The 19415-nt window shown below is 61.4% G+C and carries 19 protein-coding genes and 1 pseudogene; 8 read left to right on the forward strand and 12 right to left on the reverse strand.

The genetic code is table 11. The features are described from left to right. Window positions 1-31: 31 nt before the first annotated feature. A complete protein-coding gene (locus tag BHMPCIPO_RS25290) occupies window positions 32-247 on the reverse strand; it encodes a hypothetical protein (RefSeq protein ID WP_173519487.1) in 216 nt (71 codons plus the stop codon). A gap of 102 nt (window positions 248-349) precedes the next feature. Beyond that, window positions 350-1732, reverse strand: coding sequence for a lactonase family protein (locus BHMPCIPO_RS25295; RefSeq protein WP_173519488.1), 1383 nt, complete (start codon window positions 1730-1732; stop codon window positions 350-352). Window positions 1733-1780: 48 nt separating this feature from the next. Here BHMPCIPO_RS25295 and BHMPCIPO_RS25300 point away from each other — a divergent pair, with 48 nt between their 5' ends. Next, window positions 1781-2698 carry a LysR family transcriptional regulator gene (locus BHMPCIPO_RS25300; RefSeq protein ID WP_173519489.1) on the forward strand — a complete coding sequence of 306 codons (918 nt, stop codon included), beginning with the start codon at window positions 1781-1783 and terminating at the stop codon, window positions 2696-2698. 18 nt (window positions 2699-2716) lie between these two features. Here the strand turns inward: BHMPCIPO_RS25300 and BHMPCIPO_RS25305 are convergent, their stop codons facing one another. Continuing rightward, a complete protein-coding gene (locus BHMPCIPO_RS25305; RefSeq protein WP_246304558.1) occupies window positions 2717-3820 on the reverse strand; it encodes a LysR family transcriptional regulator in 1104 nt (367 codons plus the stop codon). A gap of 43 nt (window positions 3821-3863) precedes the next feature. On the opposite strand from BHMPCIPO_RS25305, the gene BHMPCIPO_RS25310 reads away from it, so the two are divergent. Genes BHMPCIPO_RS25310 through BHMPCIPO_RS25320 form a run of 3 tightly spaced genes read left to right on the forward strand, consistent with a single transcriptional unit; the run spans window position 3864 to window position 6286 of the window. Continuing rightward, window positions 3864-4955 carry an SMP-30/gluconolactonase/LRE family protein gene (locus BHMPCIPO_RS25310; protein WP_173519490.1) on the forward strand — a complete coding sequence of 364 codons (1092 nt, stop codon included), beginning with the start codon at window positions 3864-3866 and terminating at the stop codon, window positions 4953-4955. A gap of 16 nt (window positions 4956-4971) precedes the next feature. Next, window positions 4972-5625, forward strand: coding sequence for a DedA family protein (locus BHMPCIPO_RS25315; protein ID WP_173519491.1), 654 nt, complete (start codon window positions 4972-4974; stop codon window positions 5623-5625). Further along, window positions 5615-6286 carry a class I SAM-dependent methyltransferase gene (locus BHMPCIPO_RS25320; protein ID WP_173519492.1) on the forward strand — a complete coding sequence of 224 codons (672 nt, stop codon included), beginning with the start codon at window positions 5615-5617 and terminating at the stop codon, window positions 6284-6286. Before BHMPCIPO_RS25315 ends, BHMPCIPO_RS25320 begins: the two co-directional genes overlap by 11 nt. 60 nt (window positions 6287-6346) lie before the next feature. Here BHMPCIPO_RS25320 and BHMPCIPO_RS25325 read toward each other — a convergent pair whose 3' ends face one another. Then, a complete protein-coding gene (locus BHMPCIPO_RS25325; protein WP_173519493.1) occupies window positions 6347-7255 on the reverse strand; it encodes a LysR substrate-binding domain-containing protein in 909 nt (302 codons plus the stop codon). Between the two features lie 121 nt (window positions 7256-7376). Between BHMPCIPO_RS25325 and BHMPCIPO_RS25330 the strand changes: the two genes are divergently transcribed. Then, window positions 7377-8729, forward strand: a complete 1353-nt coding sequence (locus BHMPCIPO_RS25330; protein ID WP_173519494.1) for a lactonase family protein — start codon at window positions 7377-7379, stop codon at window positions 8727-8729. A 124-nt stretch (window positions 8730-8853) separates the two neighbouring features. On the opposite strand, the gene BHMPCIPO_RS25335 is transcribed toward BHMPCIPO_RS25330, so the two are convergent. After that, complete coding sequence (locus BHMPCIPO_RS25335) at window positions 8854-9378, reverse strand: nuclear transport factor 2 family protein (RefSeq protein WP_173520187.1); 525 nt, start codon at window positions 9376-9378, stop codon at window positions 8854-8856. Between BHMPCIPO_RS25335 and BHMPCIPO_RS25340 the strand changes: the two are divergent. Beyond that, a pseudogene (locus BHMPCIPO_RS25340) lies at window positions 9300-9697 on the forward strand (IS6 family transposase); the annotation flags it as partial. The gene BHMPCIPO_RS25335 and the pseudogene BHMPCIPO_RS25340 overlap by 79 nt on opposite strands. 91 nt (window positions 9698-9788) lie before the next feature. Here the strand turns inward: BHMPCIPO_RS25340 and BHMPCIPO_RS25345 are convergent. Then, window positions 9789-10976, reverse strand: a complete 1188-nt coding sequence (locus BHMPCIPO_RS25345) for a BCCT family transporter (RefSeq protein ID WP_173519495.1) — start codon at window positions 10974-10976, stop codon at window positions 9789-9791. 634 nt (window positions 10977-11610) lie between these two features. Between BHMPCIPO_RS25345 and BHMPCIPO_RS33140 the strand changes: the two genes are divergently transcribed. Then, window positions 11611-11901 (forward strand): homocysteine S-methyltransferase family protein, encoded by a 291-nt coding sequence (locus tag BHMPCIPO_RS33140; protein WP_376741698.1) that lies wholly within the window; start codon window positions 11611-11613, stop codon window positions 11899-11901. Between the two features lie 183 nt (window positions 11902-12084). Here the strand turns inward: BHMPCIPO_RS33140 and BHMPCIPO_RS25355 are convergent, their stop codons facing one another. The 6 genes from BHMPCIPO_RS25355 to argH are packed head-to-tail and all read right to left on the reverse strand — an operon-like array spanning window position 12085 to window position 18394. After that, a complete protein-coding gene (locus tag BHMPCIPO_RS25355) occupies window positions 12085-12954 on the reverse strand; it encodes a polysaccharide deacetylase family protein (protein WP_173519497.1) in 870 nt (289 codons plus the stop codon). 12 nt (window positions 12955-12966) lie between these two features. Continuing rightward, complete coding sequence (locus BHMPCIPO_RS25360) at window positions 12967-14376, reverse strand: MmgE/PrpD family protein (RefSeq protein ID WP_173519498.1); 1410 nt, start codon at window positions 14374-14376, stop codon at window positions 12967-12969. Window positions 14377-14436: 60 nt separating this feature from the next. Continuing rightward, window positions 14437-15264 carry an ABC transporter substrate-binding protein gene (locus BHMPCIPO_RS25365; protein WP_173519499.1) on the reverse strand — a complete coding sequence of 276 codons (828 nt, stop codon included), beginning with the start codon at window positions 15262-15264 and terminating at the stop codon, window positions 14437-14439. A gap of 30 nt (window positions 15265-15294) precedes the next feature. Next, on the reverse strand, window positions 15295-16065 hold the full coding sequence (locus tag BHMPCIPO_RS25370) for an amino acid ABC transporter ATP-binding protein (protein ID WP_173519500.1): 771 nt from the start codon (window positions 16063-16065) through the stop codon (window positions 15295-15297). 11 nt (window positions 16066-16076) lie between these two features. After that, complete coding sequence (locus tag BHMPCIPO_RS25375) at window positions 16077-16943, reverse strand: amino acid ABC transporter permease (RefSeq protein ID WP_173519501.1); 867 nt, start codon at window positions 16941-16943, stop codon at window positions 16077-16079. Next, the gene (gene argH / locus BHMPCIPO_RS25380) at window positions 16940-18394 is read right to left on the reverse strand and encodes an argininosuccinate lyase (RefSeq protein WP_173519502.1); all 1455 of its coding nucleotides are present in this window, start codon (window positions 18392-18394) and stop codon (window positions 16940-16942) included. The genes BHMPCIPO_RS25375 and argH overlap by 4 nt, the downstream gene beginning before the upstream one ends. A 115-nt stretch (window positions 18395-18509) precedes the next feature. Between argH and BHMPCIPO_RS25385 the strand changes: the two genes are divergently transcribed. Further along, entirely contained in the window at window positions 18510-19406 is an 897-nt protein-coding gene (locus tag BHMPCIPO_RS25385) for a LysR substrate-binding domain-containing protein (protein WP_173519503.1), read from the forward strand. The last annotated feature ends 9 nt before the right edge of the window (window positions 19407-19415 follow it).

Below are 19415 nucleotides of genomic sequence, written 5' to 3' on the forward strand. Positions count from 1 at the left end.
ACGAATGGTGCGTGTTCCTTTTGCGCGCTTCTCACTTCGGCTCGTTGTCGTTGTCGGCTTTGGCATTGAAATCGCACTGATAGCTGACCTCGACCTTGGCGATGAGAGGAACCGAGACTGCGACCGAAATCTTCAACCGGCCCTTTTGGGACAGCTTGGCGACTTGCCGGCCCGTGATGGCGCGCCTGCCATTGATCCCAAGAAACAGCGCCGCCGCGCCGAAGAAGAAACCGCACGCGTCAGCCACGGATTCTTCCAGACCGAGTCAGGAAGGACGATCGCAGACGTAGCTCACGCTGCTTTCGGTCGGCACAGAGCTGACAACAAGTGGCAAAGTGATCAGTCAAGGTCATTGCGCAACTATCGTATGTACACCTGCCGGAAGCCTGAAGCGTTCCTGCGTCGCAGCGAGAGACGGCCGGGCCTCGGAGATGATCCGCCACACTTCGACCGCCCCGCCGGGCGACGCGCTGTGGTTTCTATACCGATTGACGCCAACGAAGACGTGGCGACCGCCGCGATCGAAGGCCAGGCCTTGGGGAAGAACCCCTGCGACCGGCCATTCGCCATGAAGTGTCAGCCGGCCGGTTTGGCTTTCCAGCTCGTAGAGGCTGAGTGAAGCCTGCTCGGTCCAGTCGCGCGATCCGTCCGGCTTTCCGGTTCCACGCAGATTGCACGTGACCAGGAAGCGGCCGTCAGGGCTGAAGGCGATCGTCTCGGCTCCCCATCCTCCGACAATGATGTGGGGCACAGTATGCCGTGCTTTGTCGCCGGACGCGCCGACATCGGCGAGCCGGACGGTCGTCAGAATTCCCTCTCGCACGCCGTAGAACCCCTCGGTGTCGGTGCCCCACTGCAGGTCGGAGGTGACATAGTAGCGACCATCCGGCGAGAACCGGCCGACGAAGGGAAACTTGTTCGTTTGCACGCGGTTGCCCCAGGGACGGATATCGGACACCGCTCCGGCTTGATTGCGGACGACCTCGTAGAAGGCAACCTGGTTGCGATCGACGAGGTTGACCGCGATGTACCGACCGCTCGGGTGCCACTGCACCCAGCTCGACTTCAGAGGAATGAAGCCAGTTGATGGTTCGAGGTCGAGGCCGAAGCTGGTGACCAGCCCGAAGTGGCCGTCATTGTTTGAAACGAAGGAAAGTTCCCGGTCAGCATCGACCGTGATCGCGACGATCAGGTCACCGGAAGGACTGACCTCGATAGCCTGTGGCTGTGTGCCGATTCGCACGCTGTCCACGACCGTCGGGCTATCGCCGTCAAGCCTCACCGAGCGGATCGCGTCGCCTTGCGGCAGTTCATCGAGGCGTGTCGCGCCCGCGGGCCGTTGGCCGAAGGTCTCCGCCACGAACGCAAAGCGGCCATCTGGCGAAAGATCGAGAGCGCCCGGTGGGCCGTAGGTAGAGTTCGATATTTCCAGCTGCGTCACCAGCGACGCCTCGCTCAATGGTGATCTGATGATGGACAGCGTGTCCCGGTGGCGAGAATCTGGAGGCCCAAGTTCACCGGTCTCATAGACGGTCGGGACCATGTCGGTATCGGAGAGGACGACGATCGTCTCGGCTCCAGTCTCTGATGTCTCCGCAAGTGCAAGGACCGGCACCAGTACCATCGCCAGTACGGCGATGCGTGAACATGTTCGCATGAAATACAGCTCCGTTTGTTCTTGACCTCCCTTCCTCTCATTGCCGCCGCTAATCGTCCAATCGATATTGGACATTCCGATATTTCCCAAGGTAATATCTGCTCTGCCCAGGGAAAATCTACAATGAACCTCGCCGCAGTCGATCTGAACCTGCTCGTCGCCTTCGACGCCCTGCTCGGCGAGGGTAGCGTGAGCGCCGCGGCGGCGCGCATAGGCCTCAGCCAACCCGCCATGAGCAAGCGTCTGGCGCATCTGCGGCAACTCTTTGCCGACGATCTGTTCGTCCGCAGCGCAGATGGGGTTCGTCCAACGGAAAAGGCTTTGGACCTTGCCGATCCGATCCGCGCGGCGCTGCGGCAGATAGAGGACGCGTTGGGTGGCCTTGGGCAGTTTTCACCTGACCGTTCGCAGCGCGTATTCAGGATTGCGACGACGGATCACGTTGCGGCCACCCTGGCTCCGCGCCTTATGGCTACCCTACGGCAGGTTGCGCCAAGGACGTCTATCGTTATCCGAAGTCTTCATCGCCAGGACGTGATCGACCAGCTCGAGAAGGGATCCGTTGATCTCGCGATTACGATACTGCCGGACGCTCCGACCAGCATAAAGCGGGTTTCCCTCTTTCACGTCGACTGGGTTTCGCTCGTGTCGGCTTCTCACCCCGAGATTGTCGATGAGCTGACGCTGGATCTCTATCTGAAATATCCGCACTTGTTGGTGACCCATGTCGGCGACCTCAAGGGCTATGTCGATCGCATGCTGGACGATCGAGGCCTAAAGCGCAACGTCGTGATGAGTCTGCCCTATGCACTGGCCGTGCCAGCAATCATTGCGCGCACCGACATGATCTGCACCTTGTCGGCCAATCTGGTTAATCTCGCCAGCTGGCCTGGGGTACGATCTTTCCCAGTGCCGTTCGACTATTCCGGATATGAGGAGACGATGCTCTGGCACCGGCGGAACGACAGCGACCCGGGTCATGGCTGGATGCGGCGCACGCTACTTGAAGTGAGTGAAACGCTTACGCGCCACGAACCGTGACCGGCAGTTTGTGGACGCCTAGGGCATCCTCGACATAAAGGCCTCGCGCTCGGGGTCCTGCGCCCGGGCACGAGCGAACTCCACCAAGGCTCGCAGCTTGGGCAGCAGCGAGTTTCGCTTCGGATAGTAGAGAAAGAGACCGGGTGACTCCATCGCGTGATCGTTCAGGACGCCAATCAGCCGCCCCGAGGCGAGAGGCTCGTGAACGACCGGCTCCGGCACGTAGATCAGGCCAAGTCCCTTGAGCGCGGCCGCCACCATGACCGGAGTGTCGTTCAGGATCATCGGGCCTTTCACTGTGACTTCGTAGGTCCGCTTTCCGTCCCGAAACGTCCAGTTGACGATCTTTCCGGAACTGCTGAGGCGGAACCGGATGCAGCGATGGCAGGCAAGATCCTCCGGTCGTTCAGGTTTCGGAAACTCAGCGAAATAGTCAGGCGAACCGGCGACAATGAACGGGAAGGACGGCGACAGCCGCACGGCCACCATGTCGGGCTGTAGTCGTTCTCCGAGCCGGATACCTGCGTCGAAGCCGTTGGCGACGATGTCCGACAGCCCATCTTCGGCAAAGAGCTCAACCTCGATGTCCGGAAAGACTTCACAGAATTCGCGCATCGGATCGAGAAGGAACGGAATGACGCCCCGGGATGCATTGAGCCGCAGGGTTCCTGATGGGCGACCGCTGTAGATCTTCAATGCCGTGAAGCAGGCTTCGAGGTTCTCGAGCGCCGGGCGCGCCTGCTCCAGAAACAGCATCCCCGCCTCGGTAAGTCCGACACTCCGCGTGGTCCTGGATAGCAGTGCGGTACCGAGACTGGATTCAAGCGCCTTGATCATCTGGCTGACGGCTGAGGGTGAGACGCCGAGATCGGCTGCGGCGGCGCGAAAACTCCTGCGGTCCGCCACCCTTATGAACGCCGCAACTGCATCAGTCTCCGTTCGCCTCAGCATCACCTGGCCTTCGCATTGCCTTCTCACGCTCGCCGGCTGTTGTCCGTCAACCCTTTGACGCCGTGATTGTGAAGCTCCTGTGATCAGCTTGTGCAATAATGGCTGAATTATCGAGCACAACCGAACGATATACCTTGTTTGTATCGTCGTGCAAATCGGGTCGTTCGGCATGAAACTACAGGTCATTCTTCGACGCTCTGCCATAGTAACAGCGATGGCTGCCGTTCTTCTCATCCTGGCGTTCGCCATCATGGTCCAGTCGTCGGATTTCACACCGGCAACATGGACACCGGGCGCGCAGTCGCAGAACACACGCAACACCGCATTGCGCGAAGCGCGCCCGGTCGGTGGCGAGACTCTGTGCGGACCGGAAGACGTCGCCATCGACGGACGGGGCCGCATCTTCGCCGGGACCGTCGATGGGACGATCTGGCGTGCAGACCTCAACGCCGAGAGGCCGCGCTTCGAGCGGTTTGCCGAGGTCGGCGGACGCCCGTTGGGATTGGTGGTCGGCGCCGATGACGTTCTCTACGTGGCCAATCACGGCATCGGGCTGCAGGCGGTTTCGCCCGGGGGTGAGGTCACAAGCCTGCTGACCGAGGTCGATGGCACGCCAATCCTCTTCGCCAACGACCTCGCCATCGATACGGACGGGATCATCTATTTTTCGGATGCGAGCAGCCGCTACAACGTCTCCACCATCGGCGTTCAAGGCACCTACGGCGTGCCCGACCTTCTGGAGGGGCGTCCATTCGGCAGAGTAATCCGCTTCGATACCCGCAGCGGGGCCGCTTCCGTGCTCGCGGAGGGGCTCTATTTCCCCAACGGCATCGCCATCAGCCGGGACGGACAGTCGATCATCGTGGCGGAGACCAATCGGTACCGGCTGTCGCGCATTTGGCTCGACGCCCCTCGTGCCGGCGAGCGTGAAACGTTGATCGACAATCTGCAAGGCTTGGCCGACGGCCTGACCGGGCTCGGCGACGGCAGGATGCTGCTTGCCGCCTATCACCGCACCCCCGTGCTCGATGAAAGCGTCCTGCCAAGCTGGTTCATGCGGCACGTCATGTCGCGGCTGCCGAATTCCTTCTTCACACGCAATGCTCCGAACGGATTTGTCGCCGTCATCGACGACCGGACAGGCGAGGTTCTGCAGGAACTCCACGGCGGAACGGGTGAAGCGGCCGCGCCAGCCAATGCGATCTTTTGGAACGGGGAGCTTTTCATCGGAACGCTGTTTGGCTCGGCGGTGTCGAGGATCGATCTGCCGGTAAAGCCCTCGTCTACGCAAACGTTGGCAAACTGACTGCGAGGGCACACCCATGGATATCGATCCGATCGGCGACGTCATGACCTGGGTCGCGACGTACGGGGTAGCGGGGCTATTCGGCATCGCCCTCGCTGAACGTTTCGTACCTGTGCTGCCCTCGTACGGCCTTCTTGTCGCCGTGGGCATCGCCACGGCGGAAGGCACTTGGTCGCTCCCTGTTGCTCTTACCACCTCAATCACCGGCGGCGTTGTGGGCTGTGTCGTCTGTTATCTGCTGGCGAAGGCACTTGGAGAATCGCGATCACGGGCGCTTCTCTGCCGGACTGGCGGTCTCTTCGGCGTGTCGAATGCAGGCATCGAGCGCTGGACGGCGATTCTGCACGACAACCGGACAATGTTTACGTTCGCCGCACAACTCGTCCCGACCGTCAGGCTGCTTGCTCCCGGGCTGGCCGGGCTCCTGCGTGTGAAGACAGCCGTTTTTGTGACGGGTTCCGCCTGCGGCGTTGCACTCTGGAACAGCGTGTTCATCGGATTGGGTTTTGCAACCTCCACCGTGGTTGATGCCGCCAATGCCTCTGCTCTGGCACTGAGTGTGTTGGTGCTGCTGCTGGTTTCAGAGGGTGTCGCACTCGTGATCTGGACTCGCTGGCGGCGGCGCGCCGGACGGGCAGCAATCGAGAGGATGTCAGCCGGTGACCAGTGAGGCCCAAAAGCCGGACGCCGATCCCCTGAGCGATCTTGTCAGGTTCTTCCGCGCCTGGCTATCTGATCCGCTTCGCGTCGCCGCGGTCATACCCTCAGGGATGGCCCTGGCGGACGTGATGACCAGGGAAATCTCAGCCGCGACGGGGCCGGTCATCGAGCTTGGCGCGGGGACCGGCGTATTTACCCGCGCGCTTATCGCCCGCGGTGTTCCCGAGGATCAACTTGCGCTCGTCGAGTCCAGTTTCGATTTCGCCCAACTTCTCCAACTCCGCTTTCCCCAGGCTTATACGCTCCGCATGAATGCGACTCAGCTCCGCCATATCGAGCTGTTCGGCCAGCGCGGTGCCGGCGCGGTCGTTAGCGGCTTGCCGCTCCTTTCGATGTCAGCACGCGAGGTCATCAGAATTTTGGAAGGAGCGTTCGGTCACCTTCGGCCCAACGGCGCGTTCTACCAGTTCACCTATGGCCCAAGATGCCCGGTGTCGAGTCCGCTCTTGGATCGGCTTGGGCTTAAAGCGACCCAGATTGGTGGCACGTGGGCGAACGTTCCGCCCGCGGCCGTCTATAGATTTCGCCGACGGCCGGCACACACGATGGCCACAAGCCAGGTGCTCGAACCCCATGTGTCGGCACCTCCTTCATCGGCAGAGGCCTGGTAGCGACCAAGGTGACATCGTCGGTCGCCAGTGCGCCGTTCGGCAAACGCCGATCGCCGGATATCAGGCCTCGAGCGGCTTCGCGGCCGATGCGCCCAGGACGTCCTCGAAAACATCCAGGAAGCGGCGGCCGACTGAGGGGAGCATTTTCCCGCGCCAGGCGACGGCCATCGGGAGCGAGGGAGGCGCGGGCGAGAGGGGACGGAAGACAACACCGGGCCGTGGAACCGCGGCTATTCCTTCGGTGACGAAGCCCAGGCCTTCGCCGGCCGACACGAAGGCCGTAAGCGTTGTCATTGGCGTCACCTCCTGGACCACCCTCGGGTTGATCCCCTGTTTCTGAAAATAGGCGATCAAACGATCGTAGATGCGTGGCCCGACAGACCGCGGCGGGAGGAGGAAGGGCTGCCCCGCCAGATCCTTAGCCGAGATGCGCTCGCATGAAGCGAGGGGATGCGCCTGCGGCAATGCAAGGACGAGTTGCTGATCCGGCAAGGCACACTTGCCGAGATTTCTCGCCTCCAGTGGCGGATGAAGCACGCCCAAATCGAGGCTGCCTTCCTCCAGCGCTCTCTCGAGCAGCGGTGAGACCATTTCCGTGAGCTCTACGGCCACCTGAGGGTAGCGAGCCCTGTAGGCGCGCACCGCCTCGGGCAGCACGCTGTAGAATGCAATCACTGTGAAGCCGAGCCGTAGGACTCCGACTTCACCGTCTGCCGCCCGCTTTGCCTGAAGCTTCGCGAGATTCGCGTTCGCGACGGCAGCGCGCGCCGGCTCCAGGAAGGCGGCGCCCGACGGCGTGAGGCCCACATGCCGGCGATCACGTTCGAGAAGGCGAACGGCGATCTCCGCTTCGAGCGCACGGATGCGCTGGCTGAGGGCTGGCTGCGTGATGTTAAGCCGCTCGGCGGAGCGACGGAAGCTTAGGGTCTCGGCGATGGAGACGAAGCAGGCGAGCGATCGAATGTCCATTATTGATGCAAAGTCCTTATCACAGGTGGTGATATTCCGATTGGATTCTTATGAAGATCGCAGCGATGATCGCCCCTGACAAGCACGTCGACAGCACGATGAATAGCCGAAGGGATCAGAAATGCGAATTATCCTTGGAGCCGCCTGTGTTGCGGCGTTGATAAGCAGCACCACCGGGGTATCTGCGACAACAGACCTACCGGGTTTCCTACCAGAGCTTTCCGCCGGCACGATCGCGGTGATCTCGGATGGCGAGTTCGTTGCCCAAACCTACGCGATGGGCCGGCTCGCACCTGCGGGGGCTGGTCTGCGCGACAGACTTACCATTCTGACGATCGAGGATGGTACGGTGCGCACCGCCTCGCTCAACGTGTCGAATTCCGTCACTGCGGCGCCGGAAGTCATCGCGCTCACGCCGGACGGCGCGACCGCTTTCGTGGTGGAGCGGCTCGGTGAACGGCCGGCCGGTGGAGAGACGGTGCGGGACCTCTCGCCGGGGAACCGGCTCTTCGCGGTCGACCTCAGCGACAAGGCAAATCCGGTGATCGCGGATACGATTGAGATCGCCCCGTTCCCTGAGGCGCTCTCCGTCGGCCCACAAGGTGACAGGGTGGCGGTCGTCTCGAATACCCCGGACGCGAGCTATCTTCAGATCGCTGCCGTCGCCGACGGCAGGTTCGGGGAAGTCGCGCGGTTCAGCCTGGGCGATCTCGGCGTGGAGGGCTCGTCTTCCGGACCGCGCGGCGGCATTACGGCGACGAATGTCCAATGGCATCCGAGCGGTCGCTTTCTAGCCGTCAACATAAACACGCAGAACCGGGTCGCGTTCTTTGCGGTGACGGAGCAAAACGGAGCTCTCAGCGTGCGATCTTGGGGCAACATCGTCGAGGTCGGGCGGGATCCATTCGTCGGTCGCTTCACCCCGGATGGCCGCTACTATCTGACGTCCGACTGGGGTCGGGACTTCACCGCTTCCGACCTTGAGGGGCGGCTTCCGCAGACGCCTTCATCGATCAGCGTCATTCGCATCGCCGATCCGCAAGCCCAGAACGGTGATGCGCGGCACGAAAGGATCAGCGGTGCCGAGACCGATGTTTCTGCGGAGGGCATTGCGATCAGCCCCGATGGACGCCTGGTTGCCACGGTCAACATGCGTGGCACGCCCTTCCTTCAGGAATCGCCGCGTTTCCAACGCGAGGCAAGTGTTACCCTGCTCACCTTCGAGCCGGAGACGGGCTCCATCGCCAAGGTCGCCGACTATCCGGTCAACGGCGTTCTGCCGGAGGGCGGCAGCTTCGACCTGACCGGCGACCATTTCCTCGCTACTGTTTTCGAGGGCCATGCTGGCGCGGATGCTGACAGCGGTGCGGGTCTCGAAGTTTTTCGCGTGGTACGCGGCGAACGCCCCGCGCTCGAAAGGCTCGGCCGCGTTCCTGTTCCCCATGGCGCCCATCACGTCGTCGTCGGACAGTGACATTTCGATCTGGGGTCGGTCTTGCTGGCCACCCCCAAAACCCGCTCGTCTGGACCGACATACGGGGAAATGCGGAGATACGGACAGCCGGACCGCACCCGTTCAGCGCCTTGCAGGGCCTCGTTCATTCGAGGCGGCTGGCTCGGGTCACGGCTTTCTCGACTAGCCCCCTGTCGCCGCTCTCGTGGGTCCAGGTCATCACCAGCCGTGTGATCCGCCAGCTGCCGTCGCGCTTTACCAGATCGTAGTGATAGCGCCCCATCAGGATCCACATTTCCCCGCCCAGCCGGTGAGCGGCTTGGAAGTCCGCTTCGGCGACAGCCGCATCGGCTGCGGTGGTCGATATGGCGTGATTGGTAACGAGGTGCTGCGTGGTGTCGAAACCGGGGAGAAGGCCCGACCACTGTTCGACGACATCCTCGGCAGATAACGTGGACGGCGCGCCGCCCCACAGGCTGGTGTAGTCCAGCGTGACCGTATCGGCGAACGCGGCGCGCACGCGGTCCCATTGATGCCGATCGGCGCCAGCCGCTATGTCAGTGATGACATCAATGATCGCGGCGCGGTCCGTGGCGAGCGGTTGATCAGGACGGTTACGTTCTTGACGAGATCGTCCAGACCCGCCGCAACACCAAGGTCGCCAAGCGATTGCTGACCCGGCTGCTGAAGAAACAGGGTATGATGCCGAAGCGTATGATCACTGACAAGTTGCGCTCCTATGGGGCCGCGAGACGCCAGGAATGCCGGAGGTCGAGCACCGCTCCCATAAAGGCCTGAATGGCCGGGCCGAAAATTCGCACTTGCCGTTTCGGAAGCGGGAGCGAACACGGCAAGGCTTCCGGTCGATCGCATCGCCGCAGCGGTTCGTTTCGATCTATTCGCCTGTCCGCAATCTTTTCCTTCCCTCCCTTTCCAGCCGTCCCGCACATTACATTCGAGCCCACCGTCTTCAGGCCATCGCAGAATAAACGGCCGTAGCGATACGAACCGCCTGAAAAACGGCAAATGGCTTCGTGCGTCAACGCTTCAAACGTGACAGCACCTATCCGTTAAATGTCGTTATACGTTTGGCGTTGCTTGGATCGGCCGGGAAGTACGCGAGCTTCCGATCGCGTCGCGAACATGATGGCTGCGCATGCCCATCGCGGCATAGATCAAGGCGTAGAGGCCGATGACCACCACCCCGACCCATTCAATACGGAAAGGCGTGAACTGGTATGCTAAAACCAAAACAACCTGAATGAAGAAATGCAGCAGGTAATAGCGTTGGCGACCCAATCGCTCGACACCCCAGTTCAGATTGCGGCTGTACAACCGGATCAGCGAATCCAGTGAATTGACGACAAAGATGACGCCGACCATGACCATGAACCAGTTCAGCCAATCTGGAATCGCGATGCGCCGGTCGAAGTAGATGTAAAGTACGCAGAACCAGATGCCGAGTGGTATTGCCGGCAGGATGACCATCGCTCCGGCAAGCTTCCAGGCCCGCAACCCTCCGACGAACCCCGATACGAACTGGCCGATCATGATGCTCCAGGAGAACCACCAGAAAAGGTAGAACTCGTGGTACGAGCTAATCGGGCTAACGAAACGATGCAGATTGGTGAAATACTCGGACAGTTGTAGCAGATTTGCCCCAAAGGCGGAGAGCCCCGTTTCGCTGTGGAAGTAGGCAACAGCAACCAGTGCTACGAACATCAGAATCCCAAACATCCAGGTTGACAGGATTGCCAGCCATTTCATGAAGTTAACGTCCGAACTCGAATGAACCGAAATCATGATCACGGCAATGGCCAGCAGCCAGCGGGCCCATACCGGCAGCGCAGGGATGTAGCTCGGAAGCGCTGTGAGAAAGAGATAGCAGGTGAAAGCGCATGTCGCGATGATTGTAAGGTTGTACACCCACTTCACCGAAGGGGTTTCAAAGATCTTTAGCTTCGGCTCCAGTATAACGAAATAGAAGGTCGAGAGAAAATACATCATCCAGACAAGAGGCCCCCACATCCCGAACTCGATGGAAAGCGGATTGGCAAAACCGTATGCCTCTTCACCGGCATACATTGGAAACTCTGTCAACGGTAACATCACCAGACCCATGTCCAGGCCTGCGGTAAATAGAAGTGAAACAAGTGTAAATGTATTGACCGGTGTTGGCCCTAGGCAGTTGACGTTTCCCCAGCGAAAAATCACGAAAACGGCACTAAGTAAAACAACAAGATAGGCAGCACTAATAATCAGGCTCATTTATTTTGTTCCCCTTCATGAGTGAGTTGTGGACACAATATGCATGCACGTTCACGCGTCGGCGCTCCTCACTTGAGGGCGTCGTTACTGCCATGGGGTTTCCTCGGTATTTTCGCGCGGCACCTTGAGAGAGCCGTCAATTTTTTCATTTGTCGCGACAGTTCGCGTCGGCAGTGTCTAGGCGCTGCCCGCTTAATGGAAAAACTCATACGCAAAAGTTCATGCCTACATATAGTGGAGGCTGCAAAAGCGGCGCCCGCTTCGCGCCTCTGCATGTATCAAATGCGACGTGGTCTTGGCGCTCTGGCATTTGATTTTGACAAGGCGAGAATACTCGGATCCCCAAAAACTGGACCGTTTTTGATTGGAGTTTTCCGACCACGGACTGTCTGCGATCCTGGGTTCACTTCATAGCTTCGAGGGGCGGTGACCTGCCACTGGACATCTGTGGAAACCCCCGCAAGTGCGAGGGGATTTTTCCAGGCACCGTAATTGCGCGTAGTCGGGTGCTGACCTCTGTCCGGCCTCTGTTGCGACTATCTGGATGCCTCAACAAAGGCGAAAGCCGTCATACCCTTGCCCGCGCGGTCTTTCTCCACCAGCTGGGCGAGTTGCGAATCGCGCCGCTGAAACCATGGCCTACCGGCCTCGGGCCTCAACCTCGTCGTCAACGCGATCATCCTGTGGAACAGGGGTTCATGCGAACGCTTTCGCTTCCGAGGAGGAGGGGGCGGCGAACGAAACATTGCATTGGACCCGGCACGACCTCTCTGCCGACAATTATTCTCGCTTCGCCTGCGGTTGGATGGAGAGCGGAGCCACGATCATTGGCGGCTGCCGTGGCATTGGCGCGTCGCACATACGGTGTGTTCCTTCACGGCTAATCGCGGCGAAAAAGAGTCGTCCTCACAGGGTAACTGAATAGCCATTGCCGCCAGGCGGCCGTCACGGATGCATTCGACGATTTCGACGGACTCGAGGAAGAGAAACTGAGCGGTAGAAGATGATCTCCGCTTCGAAAGCGCCCAGGAACGATCGCGATATTGTAAACGTCGCTTTTGCCGTGGGTTGAAGTCCACTCGCGCGGGTTCGGCGGGCGAGCGACATTCTATGTTGCTTCGGTTTCGGTCTCGTAGTGCGTGAGGATTTCCGCGCCGGTGGCGATCCAAACGTCGTCACGCGCGGCGATCTCGCTGAGGAAGTCGCGCAGAATTCGCCACCGCATCGGCCGGCCGGAAACCTGCGGATGCAGGACAAGCGTGCTCACCCCGCCCCACTCGTGGGTTCCGGCAAACTCCTCGCGCCAGATGGGTAGGATAGCGTCCCGCCCGAAGAGCGGGCGCGCATCCAGCCGACCCGTCATGCCGAAATTCCAGTCGTCAAACGCATAATTAACGGGGATTTCAACCAGACCGGGCCGGCCATCGGCGAGGTGATGGCGGTAGGGGCGAATATCGTCGCGAAAAGAGCTCGAATAGCGCAGACCGCGTTCGGCGAGATAGGCGAGCAGTTCCGGGAAATTCTCGCCGGATGGCGCACGGTAGCCGATGGGCGTCACTCCGAGCCGGGACTTCAGCGCTTCGATGCCGCGGTCGATCTCCTCTTTTGCATCGTCGAGCTTGTTGCGATCCGGACATTTGTGCAGGTAGCCGTGATGGGCGATCTCGTGCCCGGCAGTGACAATCGGTTCACACGCGGCGGTATGGGCCTCGGCAGTCCAGCCGGGAATGAAGAAGGTTGCCTTGAGGTTCAGCATGTCCAGCAGTTCGAGGATCTTTGCTATCCCGACCCGGGCGTCGTAGCCGCCCAGCGAGGTCGTCACCATCCGGTCGACATTGGCGTGATTGTTGCCGATCCAGGCAGTCTCGGCGTCGACGTCGAAGCCGATGAACAGAGCGCTTTTCTTGCCGTGCGGCCAGTCAAAGATGGGGGCTGGCGGCGCCGGATTGAGCGGGCGGGGGCTGAGATCATAGGTCATGAAATTTCCTTCTCAGATAAAGAACGGCGCTTCGGGTTCGTCCGAGACCAACAGTTCGGGTAGGCCCCGGCAGTCCGCCCATCCTTCCAGCGCGCCGACGAAATCGGCGAGAACAGCGACGCGCGCTGCCGGCAGGGCCATCGACGCGAGGCTGTCGAACTTGGCGCGGATGGCGACGTCGCTCATTGGCCGCTCGCTGGAGCCGGTGGCGCGCGGCACCATCGCCGTCCTGGTTTCGCCATCAGTGAAAGTGACGGTCACCTCCGGCTCGGCCATTTGCGGTATATGCGGATCGGGATGGAAGCGGATGCGGTCGAGAGCAACGGCGAGGCGCGAATCTCTGCGGGCAGCGGCGGAATACTGTTCGAGGTCGACGCGACCGAAGACGACGAGCGCCGCTAGCGCATAGCCGAGGCTCATTTGCGCGCCCGCAAGCGTTTCCAGTCGCACCCGGCCGCACATGTCCATCAGGAAGGAGCTGAGGCGAAGATCGATCCTCGCGATGTCGGCGGCAGTGCGGCCGGTCTCGGAGAGGATGTCTCCGACCGCGTCGATGGCGGAATGCGCGCCGCGGCAGGCGGCGTAAGGTTTGAGCGAGGCCCGTTCGACCTTCCAGTTCGTTCCAAGCCCGGCGGAGAGTTCGGTCGGCTGGCCGGCATCCCGGACATAGGTGCGGAAGAAGCCGCCCCAGACGTCCTCGAAGACCTGCGAGGGCCCGGAAAAGCCGGCGGCGGCGAGATCGGTGGCGAGCAGTCCGCCTTCGGCGGCCCGGCCGGCATGGACTTTCTTCGCCTGGCTACCGTCGTGATTGAAGGCCCAGAGGCCGGAGGAAAAGCTGGTGGCCAACGTCAGGGCGTGGCGAAATAGGGCGCTGTCATAGCCGCGCAACCGAGCGACCGCCGCCGCGGCGGCGAGCGTGCCGCAGGTACCAGTCGAATGCCAGCCTGCGCCGTTGTGCACGCCGTAGCCGCCCGAGGCGTCCAGCACACGGCGGCCGACCTCGTAGCCCGCCGTCAGCGCGCAGAGCAGGTCGCCGCCCGAGACCGGCTCATGGCAAGAGGACAGAGCCGCTATCAGCGCGGGCAGGATGACGGCGCCCGTATGGTCGCAGCCTCCGGAATCGTCGAGTTCGAAGACATGGGCGGCAACGCCGTTGGCGAGCGCCGCATCGCGCGGACCGGTCCGCTGCGGCGAGGCCAGAAGCGGTACCGTTCCTCCCGGTGCGGCAAGCGCACGTACCTTGCGGAATTCGACGGAGCGGGTGCCGGCGAGCGCGGCGCCGACCGTATCCAGAAGGTGGGATTTGGTGCGGGTGGCGACCCTGTCCGGCAGATCGGCAGGGACAAGGCGGGCGCAAAAATCGGCAAGCGCTTCGACATGCGGCAGCGCTTGCAGGCCGCTCTGGACTGCATCAGGTGTCATGATGTCCTCGTTTGAGAGGCGAGGGGAGGGCCCGACAGACCCGCCGGGCCGTCCCCGCGATTATTCTGCGGCTTCGCCGTTGATCATCACGCCGTCGAGTGTGCTGGCGGCGAGACCATATTTTTCGAAGATCGTCTTATATTCGCCGGAAGCCATGACGGCCTTCAGGGCGCCGGCAATCGCGTCGCGCAGCTCGGGCGTCTGCTTGGAGAAGCCGATGCCTTGATAAACTTCGGTAAAGGGCTCGCCGACGATGGCGTAGGTGTCCTTTTCAAGCTGCAGCAGGTAGGGCAGGGTTTCCGACCCCTGGACCGCGCCGTCGAGGCGACCCTGCTTCAACTGGGCGCGGGCATCGGCCGAGCCTTCCGTACCGACGATAACAAGCGCCGGCTTGCCGTTGGCTTCGCAATTGGCGGTGCTCCACTTCTTGGCCTCATCCGGGAAGGAGGTGCGACGGCTCATGCCAACGGTCTTGCCACAGAAGTCGGTGAGTTCCTTGAATTCATCCTTGCGTTTGGCCGAGGTATAAAACTGCGCGCCGGAACTCATATAGTCGACAAAGTCCATGGTCTCGCGCCGTTTGGGCAGGTCGCTCATGCCGCTCAAGACAAGGTCGGCGCGGCCGGTGTTCAGCGAAGACACCATTTGTTCGAAGCCGATCTCGGACCATTCGATCTCGGTGCCGAGCTGCTTGGCCAGCGCCTTGCCAAGCTCGATGTCGACGCCCATCAGTTCGTTCGTCGCCGGGTCGCGATATTCCATCGGCGGATAATTCGGCGTGTTCGCCACCACAAGCTTGCCCGCGGATTTGTATTTCTCCGGCAGATCCTGTGCGTGAGCGGTAAAGGCGAACAGGCACGTCGAGGCGGCCAGAATTGCTTTTTTCATCTTAGTTCCCATCCTGTCGGTTTTTTGCGGTTATCGTTGCACTGCCTTGAGGAAATCGGCGGTGCGGGGGTTGTCGGGTTGGGTCAGGACCCGCGCCGAAGGGCCGTGCTCAATCAGCCGTCCGCCGTCCATGAAGGCGACGGTATTGCTGACGTTGCGGGCAAAGCCCATTTCATGGGTGACGACGATCATCGTCATGCCGGAGGCGGCGAGATCGTTCATCACATCGAGCACTTCGGCCACCAGTTCGGGGTCGAGTGCGGAGGTCGGCTCGTCGAACAGGATGAGCGAGGGGCGCATGCCCATCGCGCGGGCGATGGCGACCCGCTGCTGCTGGCCGCCGGAAAGCTCCGCGGGATAGTTGCCGGCCTTGTCGGCGAGGCCGACGCGTTTCAGGAGTTCCATCGCGTGTTCACGCGCTGCCTTAGCGCTTTCGCCCAGAACCTGGACCGGCCCTTCGATCACGTTTTCCAGCGCCGTCTTGTGCGGGAACAGGTTGAAGCGCTGGAAGACCATGCCGATGCTGCGGCGCTGGCGGGCGATTTCCACGTCGCTCAGCTCATAGAGCTTGTTGCCGTCCCGGCGGTAGCCAATGAGCTCGCCATTGGCCCAGATCGCACCAGAGTCGATGCGTTCCAGAAGGTTGATGCAGCGCAGCAATGTGCTCTTGCCGGAGCCCGAAGGGCCGATGATGCAGCTCACCTCGCCCTTGCGCACTTCCAGACCCACCTCATGGAGTGCCTTGAATGTGCCGAACCTCTTGCAGACGTCAACCGCCTTGACCAGGATTTCGCTTGTCATGTGCGCCCCCTTCAGATCGTCGTGCGACCGCGGGTGCCGCGGGCGTAGTAGCGTTCGATCCGGGATTGGATCAGGGATAGGACGGTGACGATCGCGAGATACCAGAAGCTTGCGACCATCAGCAGCTCCAGCACGCGAGTGTTGGCGTAGTAGATCACCTGCGCATTGTGCAGGATCTCCGAATACTGGATCACCGAGGCGAGCGAGGTGAGCTTGACCATGCTGATCACCTCGTTGCCAACAGGCGGAACCATCACGCGCATGGCTTGCGGCAGCACGATGCGGCGCAGCGTCTGCATTCCCGTCATGCCGATCGTCCGAGCGGCTTCGTACTGGCCGGCGTCCACGGACAAGAGGCCGCTTCGCACGACTTCCGAGGTATAAGCGCCCTGCTGAATGCCGAGGCCGAGCATGGCGGCAATGAAGGGCGTCATGACCTCGACGGTGTTGAATTCGAAGAGGCCCGGAATGCCCATCGTCGGGAAGATCAGCGCGAGGTTGAACCAGAGCAACAGCTGCAGGAGCGCCGGCGCGCCACGAAAGATCCAGACATAGACGAGCGCGATGTATTCGAGCACCGGGTTGCCGGAAATGCGCATGATCGCGATGAGGACGCCGAGCGCGATGCCGAGCGACATCGCCGCGACCGTCATCAGCAGCGTATTCCAGATGCCCTGGATGATCACCGGGGCGAACAGGAACTGGCCGACGACCGGCCATTCGATCTGGCCGACGACGAAGGCGCGGATCAGGAGCGCCACCAGGAAGAGCACGATGGCGGCGAAGACCTTGCGTCCCACATGCTTGCGCGGGACGAGTTGGAGATGGGCGATATCATGGGCATCGCGGCTGGAATGGGGAAGGGGCGTGTCGGTCATGATTCCGCTCCCGTTAAGGGGAGAAGGGCAATACCCGAGAGGTTTTGTTCGGCCCAGGCACGCTGCTTTTTGCAGGTCTCGGCGAAGGCCGCAATCTGCTCGCGCACGCGGGCGGGAGCGGTTCCCCCCTGGCCGAAACGTTCGGCGAGCGCCCGGGCTGGGTCGATCACCTTAAGCACAGCCGGGGTCAACGCCTCGTCGATGTTCGGCAGGTCGGTCTCTGTCAGCCCGTCAAGGTCCATGCCGCGCTCTTCGCAATAGCGCACAGTCGCGCCGGAGATCTCGTGGGCATGCGAGAAGGGAATACCCTGCCGCACCAGCCAGTCCGCCACTTCGGTCGCTAGCGTGAAGCCGCGTGGCGCATCGGCCGTCATGCGCTCGGTGTCGAAGGTCAACGTCGCGACCATGCCGGCGAAAGCGGGCAGGATCAGGTCGAGAAGATCTATCGTCTCGAAAAGGGCGCGCTTGTCCTCGGCTAGGTCGCGGTTGTAAGCGAGCGGCATCGCCTTGAGTGTGGCGAGCATGCCGGCAAGATTGCCGATCATCGTGCCGGACATGCCACGCGTTAGCTCGGCGATATCGGGATTCTTCTTCTGCGGCATGATTGACGAGCCGGTCGAGTACGAATCGTGCAGCCTCACCCAGGCGAACTGGCGCGAGGCCCAGATGCAAATCTCCTCTGATAGGCGCGAAAGGTTCACACCCAACATCGCCGTGACGAACAGGAACTCCGAGACCACGTCGCGGCTCGCGACGGCATCAATGGAATTCTCGCAGGGACGGGCGTAGCCGAGATCGCGCGAAGAGCTTTCGGTGTCGCGGGCGAAAGCCGAACCGGCGAGCGCAGCGGCGCCGAGCGGCGAACGGTCGAAGCGACGGTCCCAGTCGATGAAGCGCTCGATGTCGCGGCTGAGTGACTGCGCGTGGGCCATCAGGTGATGGCCGAGCGATATCGGCTGAGCCGGCTGAAGATGGGTGAAGCCCGGCATGACCGTTTCGATATGCGCTTTCGACTGCGTGGCGAGTGCGTCCTGCACCGTAAGGACCAGCTTCACCAGTCGACGCGCCGTGCGGCGAAGGTAAAGGCGCGTATTGTTAGCGGTCTGGTCGTTGCGCGAGCGGCCGGCGCGCAGCTTGCCGCCGAGGGCTCCGAGCCGTTCGATCAGCAAGCGCTCATGGAAGGTGTGTAGGTCCTCATCCGAGGCTTTTGGCTTCTCGCGGCCGGCTGCGACATCGGCCGCGATCGTATCGAGCGTTTGCAGCATCCGCGGCAGTTCGTCCTCGCTCAGCACGCCAGCGCGTGCGAGTTCACGCGCATGGGCGCGAGACCCGGCGATGTCTTCAGGGGACAGGCGGAAGAAACTTGGATTGCTTCGCGAAAGCGCGGCGAGTTCCGGAGATGGACCGCTGGAAAAGCGGCCTCCCCAAAGCGACGTCGCTTGTTCTGTCATGCTGGTCTCCTCGGTAAGTAAGTTCCCGAGCAAAGGTTGCCTTTTAGAGACCGCTTGCACAAACGCGAAAAAGCGATAGCGTTATGACGAAACCGACTAGCCCCCTTGCCGGAGAATGTTCTTGGTTCATACCTCAGTGCCGCTGCCTTCGATGACCGCCCTTCGCGTAGTGCTGGCGATTGCGGAGCGAGGCTCTACGACAGCGGCTGCCGACAGCATCAACCTTTCGCAAAGCGCCGTCAGTAAGCAGCTGCTGACCCTGGAAAACCTTCTCGGTGCGCAGATGTTCATGCGAAAGCCGTCGGGCATGGTGCCGACGGACCTCGGGCGGATTTATCTTGAACAGGCACAGGTGGCGATCAAGGCGATGGAGGAGGCCGCTTTCAGGGCGGCGAGCCTGCAGCCGGATTCCCATACGCTCAGGCTAAAGGTGCTGCCCATCCTTGGCGATCGCTGGCTTTTGCCACGCTTTTCAGATTTCAATCAGAAGCACCCGGATATCGACGTCCAGTATACCACTTTCGCGACCGACAATCCCGCGGTTCAGCCGGACGCAGTGTTCCGCTTCGGCCGTGGACCGTTCGCGAACGAACACTCGATCTACCTTTTCGGCGAAGATGTCCGGCTCGTGTGCGCACCCGCTTACCTCGCGCGCTTCGGCTCCTGTGAAACTATCGAGGATGCCGCGCGCGGTATCATCATCGAACATCCGGGTACCCCGTTGCGCTGGATCGACCTTGTTGCGGAGCATGGGACACCGGAGCTTGAGCCACAGGGCGTCATGCGATTTGACTATTATACGCTGGTGCTGCGTGCCGCTATCTCTGGGCAGGGTATGGCCCTCGTTCCGCCGCAGCTCGTCGAGGAGGAACTGAGGGCCGGAAGCCTCGTCAATCCTGGCGGAATTGGATATGTATCCAAGGTCGCCTACTGGTTCACCACTCCAACGGACCGCAAGCCTTCTTCTGCGTTGAAGGCGTTCCAGCGTTGGCTGATGACGCAGGTGGAATAGGGAAGCGCA

The sequence above is a fragment of the Ensifer sesbaniae genome (assembly GCF_013283665.1).
GTDB classification, from domain to species: Bacteria; Pseudomonadota; Alphaproteobacteria; order Rhizobiales; family Rhizobiaceae; genus Ensifer; species Ensifer sesbaniae.

Excerpts from the sequence above, each read along its gene's own strand:
- BHMPCIPO_RS25295 (WP_173519488.1), bottom strand. The coding sequence starts at position 1,732 with ATGTCCAATATCGATTGGACGATTAGCGGCGGCAATGAGAGGAAGGGA.
- BHMPCIPO_RS25300 (WP_173519489.1), top strand. The coding sequence starts at position 1,781 with ATGAACCTCGCCGCAGTCGATCTGAACCTGCTCGTCGCCTTCGACGCC.
- BHMPCIPO_RS25305 (WP_246304558.1), bottom strand. The coding sequence starts at position 3,820 with ATGCCGAACGACCCGATTTGCACGACGATACAAACAAGGTATATCGTT.
- BHMPCIPO_RS25310 (WP_173519490.1), top strand. The coding sequence starts at position 3,864 with ATGGCTGCCGTTCTTCTCATCCTGGCGTTCGCCATCATGGTCCAGTCG.
- BHMPCIPO_RS25315 (WP_173519491.1), top strand. The coding sequence starts at position 4,972 with ATGGATATCGATCCGATCGGCGACGTCATGACCTGGGTCGCGACGTAC.
- BHMPCIPO_RS25325 (WP_173519493.1), bottom strand. The coding sequence starts at position 7,255 with ATGGACATTCGATCGCTCGCCTGCTTCGTCTCCATCGCCGAGACCCTA.
- BHMPCIPO_RS25330 (WP_173519494.1), top strand. The coding sequence starts at position 7,377 with ATGCGAATTATCCTTGGAGCCGCCTGTGTTGCGGCGTTGATAAGCAGC.
- BHMPCIPO_RS25345 (WP_173519495.1), bottom strand. The coding sequence starts at position 10,976 with ATGAGCCTGATTATTAGTGCTGCCTATCTTGTTGTTTTACTTAGTGCC.
- BHMPCIPO_RS33140 (WP_376741698.1), top strand. The coding sequence starts at position 11,611 with ATGGCCTACCGGCCTCGGGCCTCAACCTCGTCGTCAACGCGATCATCC.
- BHMPCIPO_RS25355 (WP_173519497.1), bottom strand. The coding sequence starts at position 12,954 with ATGACCTATGATCTCAGCCCCCGCCCGCTCAATCCGGCGCCGCCAGCC.
- BHMPCIPO_RS25360 (WP_173519498.1), bottom strand. The coding sequence starts at position 14,376 with ATGACACCTGATGCAGTCCAGAGCGGCCTGCAAGCGCTGCCGCATGTC.
- BHMPCIPO_RS25365 (WP_173519499.1), bottom strand. The coding sequence starts at position 15,264 with ATGAAAAAAGCAATTCTGGCCGCCTCGACGTGCCTGTTCGCCTTTACC.
- BHMPCIPO_RS25370 (WP_173519500.1), bottom strand. The coding sequence starts at position 16,065 with ATGACAAGCGAAATCCTGGTCAAGGCGGTTGACGTCTGCAAGAGGTTC.
- BHMPCIPO_RS25375 (WP_173519501.1), bottom strand. The coding sequence starts at position 16,943 with ATGACCGACACGCCCCTTCCCCATTCCAGCCGCGATGCCCATGATATC.
- argH (WP_173519502.1), bottom strand. The coding sequence starts at position 18,394 with ATGACAGAACAAGCGACGTCGCTTTGGGGAGGCCGCTTTTCCAGCGGT.
- BHMPCIPO_RS25385 (WP_173519503.1), top strand. The coding sequence starts at position 18,510 with ATGTTCTTGGTTCATACCTCAGTGCCGCTGCCTTCGATGACCGCCCTT.